This window comes from Levilactobacillus wangkuiensis (assembly GCF_016861605.1).
GTDB lineage: Bacteria > Bacillota > Bacilli > Lactobacillales > Lactobacillaceae > Levilactobacillus > Levilactobacillus wangkuiensis.
In genome coordinates this window covers 202,080-215,864 of sequence record NZ_BOLM01000001.1, presented here as the reverse complement: position 1 = coordinate 215,864, position 13,785 = coordinate 202,080, and the positions used below count along the sequence as shown (strand labels likewise).

Genomic DNA, 13,785 nt, shown 5'->3' with positions numbered 1-13,785 from the left:
AAGGCCCGGCAATCTGCCGGGCCTTTAGGCGTAACCTTTAATTTTCACAAATTATTGCTGACGATACTGTCGTTGCTCGTGTTGCCGACCGGCCAGATAATACGTCGCCGTTTCCTGACCCACGGCCAGCTGGACATCGCGGCTGTCATTTGGCAGCTGTGCCCGGTAGATTTCCTCGTAATCCGCCACACTCACGGCTTGGCGATCCGCCAGTTGGTGTGCGAGAAAAGCCTCATCAAAGCCCTGCCGGAAGTCTGGTTGCACGGTGCCACTGAAGAACTCGCCCTCAGCGCCCGACCCGTAGCTAAACAGGCCCAGCCGTTCGCCGCCCTGCAGATTACCGTGCCTTAGCAAGGATAATAGGCTCAGGTAAAGTGACCCCGTGTAGAGGTTGCCGACTTCCCGGTTATCCGCCTGACTGGCCTCAAAGGCCGCGGTCAACGTGGCCTGTTGGGCACTCGTCGCCGTTGGTAGGATCTGCCGGAGCCCCTTCCGTCCCATTTTGGTAAATGGCAAGTGGAACACAAACGCGGAAAAGTCCGCAATCGTGCGGTGCGTTTGGGCCTGGTAGTCGTCCCAGACCTGCTGGAAGAAGTCGAGGTAGACATTGGTTGAATATTTGCCGTCTACCAACGCCTCGGTCCGGTAGGTCGGCCGCCAGAAGTCCATGACGTCGGCTGTGTGGTAACTACTGATGGCATCTAACGCCAAGATACGCGGATTGGCCGTTACCAGCATGGCCACGGCGCCACCACCCTGGGTGACCTCACCGGCCGTCCGTAACCCGTAGCGCGCGATATCGGCGCCAATGACCAGCACCTTCGCCGTGGGCCGGGCCCGGACAAAGTCGGCAGCTAGCTGTAGCCCAGCCGTCGCCCCGTAACAGGCCTGCTTGATTTCCACGGCCCGGGTGTTGCTGGGCAGACCCAATAGGTGGGCTAAGTAAACCGCCGTGGCCTTGGAATTGTCGATGCCCGATTCCGTGCCGAAGAGGACCATACTGATTTCTGCCTTGGTGGCCGGCGTTAAGATTTGCTCGGCCGCGTTGGCCGCCATCGTGACCACGTCCTGAGTTGGGGGGATCACCGCCTGTTTGGACTGGCCGATCCCAATTAAATACTTGTTCGGCTCAGCCCCTCTGGCGTGAGCGAGGTCCGTCATATCCAAATAAAGTCCGGGCGTATAAAACCCCAATTTGTCGATTCCTACCGCAACGGTCATCGTCTGAATCCTCCTAAGTAAAATCACTGAAATTAAGTTACCGTTACTTTAGCATTTATTAAGGAGATAAGGCAAATCTATCGCCAATTGTATCATACAATTCAGCCATGTTGAACGTGGTATCATGCACTGACATCATGCATATTGTCAGTTACAATTCGCCCTCTTTTAGCTGATGCAGGGTAGTCTTCAGCTTTTCCTTCGTCTCCTGCGAAACTTTCGGGTAAGTTGGGTGAATATTCTGGAGCCGTTTGACCAAAATGTTGGAGACCAGCAGACGGGCAACCCCCTTGTCATCGGCCGGAATCAAGTACCAAGGTTCCTTCTTCGTGGCCGTGTTTTCCAGCATCTTGGTATAGGCAACTTGATAGTCCTCCCAGAAGGCCCGTTCCTGCATATCACTGGGTGAGAATTTCCAGTTTTTACTAGGAATTTCGATTCGCCGTTCGAAGCGGTTCGTCTGCTCCTCGCGGGAAAGGTGCAGGAAAAACTTGATGGTGATAAATCCCTGGTGCCGCAAGTACGTTTCAAAGTGTCGCAAATCGTGGTACCGGCGGTCGAAGAATTTATCGCCCACGTCATCTAACGTTTCGACACCGGGCAGATTTTGTTTCAACAGCATTTCCGGATGTACCCGACTGATCAGGACGTCCTCGTACTGCGATCGGTTGAAAATCCGAATCTCACCGCGTTGCGGCAATGCCTGGTTGATCCGCCAGAGGAAATCATGGTCCAACTGGAGATGTGTGGGTTGCTTGAAGCTGACGACACTCGTACCGGAAGGATTTAACCCACTGAACACGTGCCGAATCAGGCCGTCCTTCCCGGCGGTATCCATCCCCTGTAAGATGATGATGACCCCGGTCTTCTTCTGAGAATACAACCGACTCTGCAGGTCGCTCAACGTTGCCACATTGGCTTCCAAAGCATTGGTGATGACCGCCTGTTCGGGCACGTGATCGACCCGGGTGGCTAACTGACTAAGATCGAGGGGATGGTCCCCCATATAACGATAACTACTTTCAGTACTCAATACGCATCGCCTCCTGTTATTGAAAAGCATAGCATTCTTTGCGCAACTTGGCGCTGGCAAAACCCTTAAAATTTGAAGATTTTTCATTTCAACGGCTAAATGGGTGCGTTCACCGCGTGGCATTGCTATACTAGGCTTGTAACCACTTACTAAGTTGATGAGGGAGTTTTGAAAAAATGAAGAAAATTACCGCGTACTTCGTGCGTCACGGGCAAACCATGTTAAACCACTACAACAAGGTTCAGGGCTGGATCGACTCTCCCCTGACCGAAAAAGGCCGGGCCGATGCCAAACGCGCCGGTGAACAGCTCAAGGGCATTCCCCTGACCGCCGCCTACAGTAGTGATTCCGGTCGGGCCATCGAGACCGCGCGCATTGCGCTGAAACAAAATCCTGAAAACATGAATATCGTGTCTTACCAATACCCCGAATTCCGGGAACAGTGCCACGGTTACTTTGAAGGTAACGACTTGAACCAGATGTGGCAGTTCGTCGGGGCCCAGGTCAAGTTGACCTCCGAATCCGACGTGCTGGGCACTTATGGCTTGGAAAAGGCTCGGGACCTGATTCACCAAGCCGACCTATACGGGGAAGCCGAAAGCAACGACATGTTCTGGGACCGCTTGGACCGGGGCTTTGATAAGTTGCGGGCCAACTCCAAGGATGGCGACCAAGTGTTAGTCGTTTCCCACGGCATGACGATTCGGTCCATTGTTGACCGCTACGCCCCTGAACTCGACGAAGGGATTGCCACCATCAACGGCAGTATCACCAAGCTGGAGATCACCGACGACACGATTCACGTCGACTTCTTCAACAAAACTGATTTCCAATCTTAAAAATTATCCAGTGGGAGGGATTTCTCATGAAAAATATTCACCGTTCACTTAATAACCGCGTCTTTGCCGGCGTCATTGGCGGCTTAGCGGAACATTTCGACTGGAACCCGGGTGTAGCCCGCGTCCTCTTCGTCGTCTTAGCCATTACCCCCGCCTTTCCTGGGCTAATCGCCTACCTGATTCTTTGGATGATCATGGGTGATCCAGAATAGCGTTAATCCCAAGCAGTTGCCGTTTTGACGGGAGCTGCTTTTTTAGTTGACGTGGCCCGCAGAATCCCCTACAATTTAAATTGTAACTTGTTAGGTCATGAACAATGAAGTTCCGTTGTTCAAAATACAAGGAGGTCTCTATCATGGCAAATTCAGAAAAGACTTTGGTACTGGTAAAACCCGATGGTGTCGCAGAAGGCCACATCGGTGAGATTATTTCACGGCTAGAAAGTAAGCGCTACCAAATCACGGCGTTAAAAGTAGTCCGCGCAACTCCTGAACAACTTGAAAGGCACTACCGCGATCAGGTCAACAAGCCCTACTTCCATGAAATTGAGACGTACATGACGGAAGGCCCCCTGGTGGCTATCATCGTTACCGGGACCGATGTCGTGAAGGCCGTCCACAATTTGGCGGGTAAGACACGGCCCAACGACGCCCAACCTGGGACCATTCGGGGCGACTTTGCCCACGAATACCCAGACGGTATCTTAAGAAACATCGTCCACACCTCTGACAGCCGGGAGAACGCGCATCATGAAATTGCGATTTGGTTCCCCGAACTAGCCGTCGAAGCCCATCAACAAGTTGCCAAGAAACAAAAAGTGACCGAATAATTAACGGAACGGGTCTGCCGACTGGCGGCCCGTTTTTTGTGCCCGCTTGACCACGACTTCTGCTATAATCAAGGGCAAGGTGGTGAACAGACATGACATTTCCCGAAGATATTTTTGAAGCTGCCGCCTACGAATGGCTCAAGCAGCAGGACCTGACGAAGCGGACCCCCAAGGAAGTTACCAATGCCTTGAACGAGGCCATCAAGCAGGCCAAGGGGATTTCCAAATCGACCCAGACACCCTGGGGTGAAGACCAGTAAGCACAGGCTTTAAGGAGGCAACTTTGATGACCGGTAAATTAACCTACATTGACGCGTTGGTGCTCAAGCCACATCCAGAGGGCGGCTGGTACCGCCAAACGGCTCATAGCGACGAACAGTTCTTCGACAATACCAGCCAGGACGCGCGGTATCACTACACGTCGATCTACTTTTTGCTCGACAGCGCCAACCCCTCTCACTTCCACCAGCTCAATCACGATGAACTGTGGTTTTTCCACGACGGTGCGGCCATCACGATTCACTGCATCGCACCGGATGGCAATTACTACCACGTGACGGTGGGTCCAGATGTGCTCAATGACGAGCGACTCCAATTTACCGTTCCACGCGGCACCCTCTTTGCCGCCGAAGTCACGACCCCCAATGCCTTTTGCCTGGTGAGTTGCGTCGTCGCCCCGGGCTTTGATTTCCGGGACTTTACGATGCCGGCTAAGGCGGACCTGTTGCGGGAGTATCCTGGGTTGGATGAGGTTATTGGGCGGTTGGCGGATTAAGGATTAGTTCGTTGTCCGTTTAAATAATGATGTCCAAGACTAATTGAAAATTAAGCATTTGCGTGACCCCACTAATTAATTTTGGTGGGATTTTTAATCCACGACAAAAAGCTGTGTGCTTGCTTACCATGACGGGCAAGTAAGCACACAGTTCAAATGTACACTTCACCAGGAGAGTATGAGTGACACAGTTAACCCAAATTTCATTCTAGATCTTTATTGCGTTTTCTCCAAACTATATCAAATCGAAACGTAAAAACACCAGTTGGAGGCCTAAACGGTTTTCGTGAAATTCAACTCTCAGCTTATAAATTATTCACCTGCTATCTCATCTTTAAATGATGAAGATTCTATGAACCCCGAGCTGTTATACTCCTCTTTGCTGATTCTTTGTCCATGATTTTCAATAAGCCGATCATCCCTGTTGTACGTAATTCTAAAATTATCAGCTACTTCAAACTCTAGTTTTACTTTTTCTCTTACTTCAGTAGTGAAATATATTCTAATTTTATCACCCTTACTGATTACGTCACTTGTGACTTTGTCCAAACTCATACATCCTATTAAACTATCGGAAATAGCTTTAGGTAATAATTTTACCTTGCTTCCTGCTAAGATTTTATCTATATAAACACATGTGTTGTCTTCACCAGAGTGTTCAAGCACAACTTTAACAGCCATCATATTTTTTTGCGATACATTATTAATTACAAAACAAGGAATAGTTTGTCCATCTCCGATGACTTGTTTTATTCCTAAAGAAACTCCGTCTACATCATAATTATAAAAATAATAGCTAATTTCTTTTGAACAAGTATCTTCCATTTTCAAAATAAAAAACGGTCTAGATTGACTAAACATTTGCTCTCTATCATTTTTTATAGTTCGATTCACTTGCCAATAAACACCGCCAATAGCCACAATTGCTCCTAAATAGCCACCCCAAAAACCAAGCCAATCACCAGGACTTCCAAAACTTAGATTAGCATGAAACAATAAAAAGCCTAACAAAACTGGAACTATATACATGAGCGAATAGCCTAAAATTACAATCATTTTCAAAGTGCTGTCATTTATTCTTCTCACAGACAATCCTCCAAACTAACTAAAGGTTAAAAGTTAAATACATTCTAAAACTTGCAATTTTGAATTTTCCACCATTCTAAGTTTTCACACAACTGATACTATAAAATCGTAATTGTCAGGGGCACCATTCCGGATATCCAATACCTTTTTTACCTTCTTTGTTTTAAAAATATTTTCTCACGATGCTCTCAACACAACAATTATCTTAAACCTATTTCAGTATTTGCTCCTTTTGTTTCTCTAAGCTATCAATTAGGTTATTATTCTTTTTCGCAATATTATCTAGTGTCCCATCACCAACTTTCAGTTCAAAAACACTTCCCGTATTAGAAAAGTCCGCATAACTTTTTCTAATGTCCATATAAATATTTGTATACATTTCTGACAATCCATCAATTTGACTTTTAATTTCATCTCCAAAAAACCTTTGATATTTCAATTGTGCCGTTGTAAAAAGCTCGCCCTGATTACCAAAGTCAATTAAATTTTTAGCTACAATTTCCATTTGGGGAGAGATGTCACCAGTAATAATATTACCAGTCTGCATATCAATTATGCTGCCTACACAATTCTTCGCTGACTGGTCCAAGTTGAAGGATATTCCAATGAATTCATCTAGTGCGTCAATTTTATATTTATCAGCAATGGCCCGTTTCCTATTTTTATCAGCAAGTCTTGCATTAACTATTGGTGCGACAATTCCGCTTACAATCAAAGCAACTACAAACGAAATTACACCTGAAATAATATAATTCATATCGATTTCTCCAAACTATTTAAAATCATAACAAAACTTCAGTGTCACCACCAAGACAGCCTGATGGACAAAAGTTCAAACGGACGAAGACTGAATATAACATTCAAGCTATTACGGTTACCGTCACGCTATTTGCCAACTTCAATGTACTCTCGGATAATTATTGCCAATATCTCTAATTTTATATTTTGAATAATCATAGCAGGCCCCCCCAGAACCTGCGACACACTACGCAAAACATATCATGAAAAAACGAGTATCAAACGTATCAGCTTTCACAACCTATGTCATGTTCACGCCAATTACTTACTTTGTTGTAGCGTAAAAGTTCACTAAGTTATCGTTTCAATCCGTTCTCACGCGCTTTAAGCCAAACAAAAACGCCATCAATTCCACAATTGACGACGTTACAAACAGGTGAAACAGTTAAATTTAAGGAGAGTACAGGAATTGAACCTGCGCGCCGGTATTAGCCGGTTCGACGGATTTCGAGTCCGTTGCATTACCACTCTGCCAACTCTCCAAGTCACTACTTAATATATTTTACCAATAATGACTATAAATGCAAGCCTTGTTTAAAATTTTCGTTGGATCAGCGCGATAGGATCAAACGGGTCGATCCACACCGGATTGGCCGTCAACAGGCCTAGCGGTGAGATATTGGTCGAATCAACCTTGGCAGCCAACACTTGTTTATCTGCCTCGTAGGCCGTCGCGATTTCCCAGTCCGTCCACTCGGATTGCCACGTCTGCCGGCTAACAATCACCAGGAGTTGGTGTGCCTGCTTGATTTCCTTTCGGAGCTGACGCCGCACCGCCCCGGCCGCCCGTGTTTGAAATTTGATGGGCGGTTCTTGTTCGTGAAAGCTGAAACTCGGGAACTCCCAGTCCTTGTCCGCCCATTTCTGGAGTTGAAGTTGAAATGAATGGGCCAACGGGTCAGCGGACTGGTAACTAATAAACAGGTCACTCATAAGTCAAACTCCCTTTCCAATTAACTTGGCTTAAGTATAACCGGCTTAAAAGTCAAAACGATTACAGAATGGTGTTTTTCTTATGAAAGCTATATCTCAATTCTAATTTTATTTCCCGCGTAAATGATTGAGCCATCAGATTAACGTCCCAAATAGTGAAAATCCGGGTCCCGCCCCTCGGTATAACAGGCAAACGCCTTGGTCAGTTCATTGTGGAACGTCACCAGGATAGCCGGCGTTGCCCAGGTCGAAGCCGCCCAGAAGACCGTGTCGTCGGGCTCCCGATTATCATTTGGGTACCGGTAGTAACCCCACTGCTCATCCCAAATGGTGCCCTGCGTATTCAACCAGTCCTCAGCCAGCCCCGCCTGGACGACCGCCATAACATCCCCATTATCCCGTATCAGCGCGGCTAACTTTTGCCAGTCTAGTTGCCGGTCATGCAGTTTAGGGGCCTGCTGGCGGCTTCCTAGGGGCGTATACCGCAATTGAATTGGCGTTAAGTCAACAAAATCCATCCGATCACCTTCTTATTCTCTATTCTACCCGGATGCCCCCGTTTTTCCAATCCGCCGCTAGCTTGTCCGTTATCAGAAGGGTACACTGAGAGTCAGGGGGGTGAACCCCAATTGCTGTTATTCAGGGAGGAATTTTACGTGTTCAAGAAGTCACTCTTACTCATCGTTGCATTATTAACCATTGGCGGTGGCACCATCGCCGCCGCGCCAGTCGTTCCGGCTGAGGCCGCCACCCACCACCTCATCAAGTGGCACGGCAAGAAGTACCGGTCTAAGTACACCGTCAAACAGATGCGGCGGAAGTTCCATTTGAAATATTACAAAACCAAAGACATTGCGCACGTCACCTGGGTCCACAACCTATACACGGGCATTTCCAAGGGCGCTAACGTTCACACCGGCGCTGGCAGTGAAACCCACGCGCACGGGGCCGTCACCCACAAGGGCCGTTATGCCATGTTTATGACCGATCAACTCGACGGTGGCAATGCCTACAGCCTGGAATACATCAACCTGAAAACGGGTAAGCACTACCACGACCAGGCCTAACCCGCTTGCCGTGAAACCGGTTAACTTGCTATACTTAGGGAGAAGTCTTGGGAGAAAGAAGGGGTTGCCGTGTCACCTGCTGTTAAAATTAGTGTCCTGGTCCTCATCGTGATTGGCCTGGGCATTGCGCTCTACAGCTACTTCTTGTCGCGCAAACACTAAACCCGCGTTACTTAAGGCGTTTGAGGCCAACTCAAGCGCTTTTTTCGACCCCCAATTTTCCCTGAGCATATTCATTGCAAGTCACAACCAATTAGCCGATAATATAACTACAAACTAATCAAATAGATTAGTTGATAAACACATTTTCTCCCCTTTTTCATCGCCCACGGATTCCGCACGAATCTTGATTCACCCCCAATAGTCCTCCTCAACGGGGCTGTTTTCTTCGCTAGTCAGGGTCGCCTCCCACGACCCTGACTTTTTATTTGACCTTTTTTCGGTGGCGTTTTCAGGTCTATACTAGTTGGTAATGGGGTAAATTTGCATTGATTATTCTGTCTTACCCAAGCAATCCATCCCAAACTTTCCTAAGGAGGAACCCCCGTGTCTCAACCCAAACGTTCCTGGTTTCTATTCAGCATGATGCTGATTGCCGCTAACTTGCGGCTACCCATTACCCTGATGCCGCCGCTATTGCCTAGCCTGGAGAAGACGTTGCACCTGCCCAGTTCGCTGGCCGGCCTGTTGACGTCGATTCCGCTGGTCACCTTTGCCATTTTTTCACCGATTATCGTGAAATTAGCCCACCGCTGGGGCAACGAGCGGACCGTTTTCACCCTTTTTCTTCTGTTGATTGCCGGGAGTTATCTGCGGATCATCCCCACGATTGCGGCGCTCTTCATCGGCACCTTCCTGGTCGGTATCGGCGCCGACAGTGGCAATGTCCTAGTTCCCGCGTTGATCAAGGAACACGTGCCCGACCAGATTCAGCTCGGCACCAGCCTGTACACGCTCTCCATGCTACTGGTTGGCGCGTTGGGTACCGCCGCGGCCGGCTACTTAATTTCGCACGTCAGCTTTGGCCTGACCCAAGGCCTATTGGGTCTGCTCAGCATCGTGGCCGCATTGGCCTGGTTACCCAATTTACGCGGTCGCCGTTCAACGACCTTGACCGCCGAGCAACGCGCCGCCAAGCCCCACTACCAAAGTGTCTGGCACCAACGATCCGGCTGGCTGATTACCCTGTTTTTCGGCCTACAGTCACTGGTTTACTACGTCCTGTTGACTTGGCTCCCCAGCATTCTCACCGCACACGGCGTCTCAACCATCGTAGCCAGCAACCTCCTGACGCTCTTTCAACTGAGCGGTCTGCCATTGGCCTTCCTGGTGCCCTACCTCTACAATCGTCGCCATGGTCTGACCACGTTACTGGCCATCATGACGCTGGGTTACGTGGTGGCGCCCTTAGCCTTCCTGGTGCCCACGCAATCGCTGGTTTTTCTGGCCACCATGGCCCTGATCAGCGGCCTCGGCTCCGGTGTCGCCTTCAATCTATCGATCATGTTTTTCACCGAGAAGACCACCAATCCGTATCAAACGGCGGCCATTTCCGGCATGGCCCAATCGGCGGGCTACCTACTAGCCGCAGTCGGCCCGATTCTCTTCGGTTTCTTAGAAGAAACGACGCATTCCTGGGCTCCGGTCATTGGTCTTCTGGTGGTGTTTGCCCTGGCTCTGACACTCACGGGCATCGTGGTCCAACACCACGGTACCATTGCGGATTAACCACTCATCCTAAATCCAAACAAAAAAGCTGGCAACAACGTCCCTCCGCGGGGGTCGTTGCTGCCAGTCTTTTAGGTTAAACTATTTTAACGCTTAGTATTCCATCAAGCTAAAGATATCGTAGCCCTTAAGCTTGTCGCGACCATGCAGATCCTTCAATTCGATCAAGAAGGCCGTGCCGACAACGATGCCGCCCAAGTCTTCGACCAATTGAATCGTGGCCTCGATGGTCCCACCAGTCGCCAATAAGTCATCGGTCACTAAGACCTTTTGACCTGGCTTGATGGCGTCTTCGTGCATGTACAAGGCGGATTGGCCGTACTCTAAATCGTAGCTGGCCTTGACCGTCTTGCGGGGCAACTTACCCTCTTTACGGGCAGGGGCAAACCCAATGCCCATTTCGTAAGCCACCGGACAGCCGACGATAAAGCCCCGGGCTTCTGGACCCACGACCATTTCGACGCCCTTGCCCTTCGCGTAGTCGACGATTTCGTCAGTTGCCGCGTGGAAAGCCTTGCCGTCCGCCATTAATGGGGAGATATCCCGGAACATGATGCCCTTTTCGGGGTAGTCCGGAACGCTTGCAATATATTTCGTAAAATCAGTTGCCATAAGATTAAGTAGCTCCTTTATATTAGGTCAATGAGGCCTGGAGACGTTGCACGAGTGCCGCGGTCGGACAGCTTAAAAGCGCGTCTTCCGTCTGCATCTGCTGTTCTCTGAGTTGGTAACTCGGGGCCATATTCAAATCCTTGTGCTCCGGGTGCGCCACACCGTTCATGATGCCGTGATCGATTGTGATGAACCCACTCTCGAAGAAGACTTGAATCATGAAGACTAACTGGGTCCGTGGTAACCGCAAAAATGTGGCCAGCTGGTCCAGTTGGTGTCCCACATCGACTTGTTGATGTGTTGCAACGAACTTAAACAGTTTAGCATATTGCGCGCGAGTTGGCATCCCTAATTGCGAAAGACTTTCTTTCTTATAGAGATAAGCCGTGACCTGTTGCGGTTTCAGCTCGGCCAAAACGCGGGTCAAATCGGTCGTATCATCCGGACAGTCGACGACAAATGCCGGCGTGTCGGCTGGCAGTGGCTGTTGAACCGAGCCATCGACTAAGAGCGCCGTGGCCCCGGTTGGCAATTGCCCCGCCAGTTGTTGATAGACGTTGCGGTGGAAGAAGACGTAGACACCAAACGCGGTAAACATCGCCTGATTGAGGTGCATCGTCCGCGCATCCACGACCCGCCCAGTTGCTGGGGCACTGGTGGCAGCCTGTGGTGCAGTCGGCTGTGCTTCAGCGACGGTTGGTGTCGCAGCGGGTTCAGCCGTTGCGGTGGTCGTTAATTTCAAATCCTTGACCATCACCTGCAGGGAATGCCGCCCCTGCCACACGTTGTCTTCAATCGCACCCAGCACGGCGGCATCACTCGAAGCAGCCGTCAGTGCGGGCACATTTTTCCCGGCACCGAACTGGATTGCATTGAGCTGGTGTTGGCCCTCTTGTAATTGGAATTTCAAATGGGAATGGTCCTGACCGATGGCCTTGATCTGTGTCAAGGTCGCCGATTCAAAGGCAAATAACGGTTGCAGGTTGTCCGTCCCAAACGGCGCCATCTTGGCCAATTCCTGGTAAAGCGGCATCGTGACGTCGCCGACCTTTAAGGAGGCGGCCACGGCCAATTCGCTCGGCCCGCTCTCGGTCAGTTTCTGCGTCACCGCTTCGGCATCCAAGGCATCCGCTAAGGCCCCTAATTGGTCCTCAGGGAAGGTTAACCCCACGGCCATGTGATGACCCCCAAAAGCCGTCATCAGGTCTCTGTGACCGTCTAAGGCCGTAAATAGATTAAACGCATCGACACTTCGACCAGACCCCTTGGCACGGCCATCCTGAATGTTGACGACCAAGGTTGGCTTACCCGTGGTCTCCACGACCTTGCTAGCCACGATTCCCAGCACGCCTTCGTGCCAGTCGTGCCCACTAATAATCAGGGTCGGCCGGTCACGGTGATCCGCATCGGCCGCTTCCGCCAACGCCGCCGCGCTGATCTGTTTGACCAGGTCTTGGCGGTGGCGGTTCTTTTGTTCCGTATCCTTAGCCAAGGACTTGGCGCGCTCGTCATCCAGCGTGGTGAGAAGCTCCACGGCGGGACTAGCATCGTCCAAGCGACCTAACGCGTTCAACCGGGGGGCAATCCCGAATCCGATCGATTGCTCGTCCAATTCGGCGGGCTTCAACCCGGCCCCACTCATCAACGCCTGTAAGCCTGGCCGTTCGTCCTGCTTTAATAGCTGGAGGCCGTAGTAGACCAGTACCCGGTTTTCATCGACCAGGGGCACCAAATCGGCCACGGTCCCAATGGCCGCCAGGTCCAACAGGTCTTGTGGAATCTCTTCGCGTAAGGCCTGCGCGACCTTGAAGGCCACCCCGGCACCAGACAGGCCACCAAACGGGTATTCTGCGTCTGGGTAACGGGGATGAATGATTGCGTAGGCAGCTGGCAACTCCTGAGGCAGTTCATGGTGATCGGTCACCACCACGTCGACCCCCGCTTCGTTGGCCGCGGCAATGGCTTCGTTTCCGGCCACCCCGTTATCCACCGTCACGAAGAGTTGGGTACCCGCCGCAATCAGCTTTTTAAAAGCCGCGACGTTAGGACCATACCCATCGGTAAACCGATTCGGGATATAGTAATTAACCTTAGCTCCCATTTCGTTCAACGTTTCATACAGAATGGACGTGCTCGTGACCCCGTCAGCGTCATAATCCCCGTAAATGGTGATCTGTTGGTCGGCGCCAATCGCGTCTTCGATTCGCGCGACCCCCTTGGCCATGTCGTGTAACAGGTTCGGGTCATGGAGTTGTTCGGGTCCCGGATTCAAAAATGTGTGAACCGTTTCCGCCGTCTGATACCCCCGGTTCCACAGAATCTGGGCGACGATCGGCGAAATACTTTCTGCCTGCGCCACCGCTTGGGCCTCGGCTGACGGCTGATCAACATGTTTAATATTCCATTGGTACTGTGCGGCAATCACCAGCAAACCATCCTTTCCAAACTAAATCTGTGTGGCCAGCGTTCAAATAGAAACGGACGCCGCAGAAATTAGTGTTGCGTTCAGCGCTAATCCCTGCAACGCCCATCGATTGAGAACGTTGGCCTTCTACTATTTTCCTGAGTACTTGGGTTGCGCTTTGTTTGCGCCTCCGGGATGGTGAAAATTGGCCGTGACGCTGTGGGCGCCCGTCTGGAGCCAAAAAGCGGTCTCCAGACTTACTTTGAGTCTCATAACCCGAGTCTCAAAGATAGCAATTCGCTAAGTGGTTCCCACTAAGCGAATTCCCACGGCTGAGCCTATTTTCACCATCCCTGCGGCTAACACGGCGTTAACCCGGTACCTGTCTATCGTTCTCATCAGAACTACCGTTATTAAGTTCATCTTACCAACTGATTGGCCAGACAAACGGTAGTCTCAC

15 protein-coding genes and 1 tRNA gene are annotated in these 13,785 nt (G+C 50.4%); 7 read left to right on the top strand and 9 right to left on the bottom strand.

All coding sequences use genetic code 11. The features are described from left to right. Positions 1–51: 51 nt before the first annotated feature. Complete coding sequence (locus JUF13_RS00885; protein WP_203637326.1) at positions 52–1,221, bottom strand: hydroxymethylglutaryl-CoA synthase; 1,170 nt, start codon at positions 1,219–1,221, stop codon at positions 52–54. Between the two features lie 151 nt (positions 1,222–1,372). Beyond that, complete coding sequence (locus JUF13_RS00880) at positions 1,373–2,254, bottom strand: PPK2 family polyphosphate kinase (RefSeq protein ID WP_125762921.1); 882 nt, start codon at positions 2,252–2,254, stop codon at positions 1,373–1,375. A gap of 176 nt (positions 2,255–2,430) precedes the next feature. Between JUF13_RS00880 and JUF13_RS00875 the strand changes: the two genes are divergently transcribed. The 5 genes from JUF13_RS00875 to JUF13_RS00855 all read left to right on the top strand — a co-directional run bounded on the left by JUF13_RS00875 (position 2,431) and on the right by JUF13_RS00855 (position 4,697). Further along, positions 2,431–3,093: a histidine phosphatase family protein gene (locus JUF13_RS00875; RefSeq protein ID WP_203637325.1), complete on the top strand. Its 663-nt coding sequence runs from the start codon at positions 2,431–2,433 to the stop codon at positions 3,091–3,093. A gap of 26 nt (positions 3,094–3,119) precedes the next feature. After that, entirely contained in the window at positions 3,120–3,305 is a 186-nt protein-coding gene (locus JUF13_RS00870; RefSeq protein ID WP_203637324.1) for a PspC domain-containing protein, read from the top strand. A 143-nt stretch (positions 3,306–3,448) separates the two neighbouring features. Continuing rightward, positions 3,449–3,922 (top strand): nucleoside-diphosphate kinase, encoded by a 474-nt coding sequence (gene ndk / locus JUF13_RS00865; protein ID WP_203637323.1) that lies wholly within the window; start codon positions 3,449–3,451, stop codon positions 3,920–3,922. A gap of 92 nt (positions 3,923–4,014) precedes the next feature. After that, positions 4,015–4,182 carry a hypothetical protein gene (locus JUF13_RS00860; RefSeq protein WP_164511268.1) on the top strand — a complete coding sequence of 56 codons (168 nt, stop codon included), beginning with the start codon at positions 4,015–4,017 and terminating at the stop codon, positions 4,180–4,182. A gap of 26 nt (positions 4,183–4,208) precedes the next feature. Then, entirely contained in the window at positions 4,209–4,697 is a 489-nt protein-coding gene (locus JUF13_RS00855) for a cupin domain-containing protein (RefSeq protein ID WP_203637322.1), read from the top strand. A 312-nt stretch (positions 4,698–5,009) separates the two neighbouring features. On the opposite strand, the gene JUF13_RS00850 is transcribed toward JUF13_RS00855, so the two are convergent. The 5 genes from JUF13_RS00850 to JUF13_RS00830 all read right to left on the bottom strand — a co-directional run bounded on the left by JUF13_RS00850 (position 5,010) and on the right by JUF13_RS00830 (position 8,032). Next, positions 5,010–5,783 carry a hypothetical protein gene (locus tag JUF13_RS00850; protein ID WP_203637321.1) on the bottom strand — a complete coding sequence of 258 codons (774 nt, stop codon included), beginning with the start codon at positions 5,781–5,783 and terminating at the stop codon, positions 5,010–5,012. Positions 5,784–5,994: 211 nt separating this feature from the next. Next, positions 5,995–6,540, bottom strand: a complete 546-nt coding sequence (locus JUF13_RS00845) for a hypothetical protein (protein ID WP_203637320.1) — start codon at positions 6,538–6,540, stop codon at positions 5,995–5,997. Positions 6,541–6,975: 435 nt separating this feature from the next. After that, positions 6,976–7,063 (bottom strand) — tRNA-Ser (locus tag JUF13_RS00840). A gap of 52 nt (positions 7,064–7,115) precedes the next feature. Beyond that, the gene (locus tag JUF13_RS00835) at positions 7,116–7,514 is read right to left on the bottom strand and encodes a TIR domain-containing protein (RefSeq protein WP_203637319.1); all 399 of its coding nucleotides are present in this window, start codon (positions 7,512–7,514) and stop codon (positions 7,116–7,118) included. A 140-nt stretch (positions 7,515–7,654) separates the two neighbouring features. Next, the gene (locus JUF13_RS00830) at positions 7,655–8,032 is read right to left on the bottom strand and encodes a hypothetical protein (RefSeq protein ID WP_203637318.1); all 378 of its coding nucleotides are present in this window, start codon (positions 8,030–8,032) and stop codon (positions 7,655–7,657) included. A gap of 138 nt (positions 8,033–8,170) precedes the next feature. Between JUF13_RS00830 and JUF13_RS00825 the strand changes: the two genes are divergently transcribed. Beyond that, on the top strand, positions 8,171–8,581 hold the full coding sequence (locus tag JUF13_RS00825; protein WP_203637317.1) for a hypothetical protein: 411 nt from the start codon (positions 8,171–8,173) through the stop codon (positions 8,579–8,581). Between the two features lie 546 nt (positions 8,582–9,127). Continuing rightward, positions 9,128–10,309, top strand: a complete 1,182-nt coding sequence (locus JUF13_RS00820) for an MFS transporter (protein WP_373300776.1) — start codon at positions 9,128–9,130, stop codon at positions 10,307–10,309. 93 nt (positions 10,310–10,402) lie between these two features. Here the strand turns inward: JUF13_RS00820 and JUF13_RS00815 are convergent, their stop codons facing one another. Both JUF13_RS00815 and recJ read right to left on the bottom strand, forming a co-directional pair. After that, complete coding sequence (locus JUF13_RS00815; protein WP_125762937.1) at positions 10,403–10,921, bottom strand: adenine phosphoribosyltransferase; 519 nt, start codon at positions 10,919–10,921, stop codon at positions 10,403–10,405. A 22-nt stretch (positions 10,922–10,943) separates the two neighbouring features. Continuing rightward, a complete protein-coding gene (gene recJ / locus JUF13_RS00810) occupies positions 10,944–13,346 on the bottom strand; it encodes a single-stranded-DNA-specific exonuclease RecJ (protein WP_203637316.1) in 2,403 nt (800 codons plus the stop codon). Positions 13,347–13,785 lie beyond the last annotated feature (439 nt).

Bases quoted from the DNA above. Each gene is read 5' to 3' on its own strand.
- JUF13_RS00885 (WP_203637326.1), bottom strand. From the start codon at position 1,221: ATGACCGTTGCGGTAGGAATCGACAAATTGGGGTTTTATACGCCCGGA.
- JUF13_RS00875 (WP_203637325.1), top strand. From the start codon at position 2,431: ATGAAGAAAATTACCGCGTACTTCGTGCGTCACGGGCAAACCATGTTA.
- JUF13_RS00870 (WP_203637324.1), top strand. From the start codon at position 3,120: ATGAAAAATATTCACCGTTCACTTAATAACCGCGTCTTTGCCGGCGTC.
- ndk (WP_203637323.1), top strand. From the start codon at position 3,449: ATGGCAAATTCAGAAAAGACTTTGGTACTGGTAAAACCCGATGGTGTC.
- JUF13_RS00860 (WP_164511268.1), top strand. From the start codon at position 4,015: ATGACATTTCCCGAAGATATTTTTGAAGCTGCCGCCTACGAATGGCTC.
- JUF13_RS00855 (WP_203637322.1), top strand. From the start codon at position 4,209: ATGACCGGTAAATTAACCTACATTGACGCGTTGGTGCTCAAGCCACAT.
- JUF13_RS00845 (WP_203637320.1), bottom strand. From the start codon at position 6,540: ATGAATTATATTATTTCAGGTGTAATTTCGTTTGTAGTTGCTTTGATT.
- JUF13_RS00835 (WP_203637319.1), bottom strand. From the start codon at position 7,514: ATGAGTGACCTGTTTATTAGTTACCAGTCCGCTGACCCGTTGGCCCAT.
- JUF13_RS00830 (WP_203637318.1), bottom strand. From the start codon at position 8,032: ATGGATTTTGTTGACTTAACGCCAATTCAATTGCGGTATACGCCCCTA.
- JUF13_RS00815 (WP_125762937.1), bottom strand. From the start codon at position 10,921: ATGGCAACTGATTTTACGAAATATATTGCAAGCGTTCCGGACTACCCC.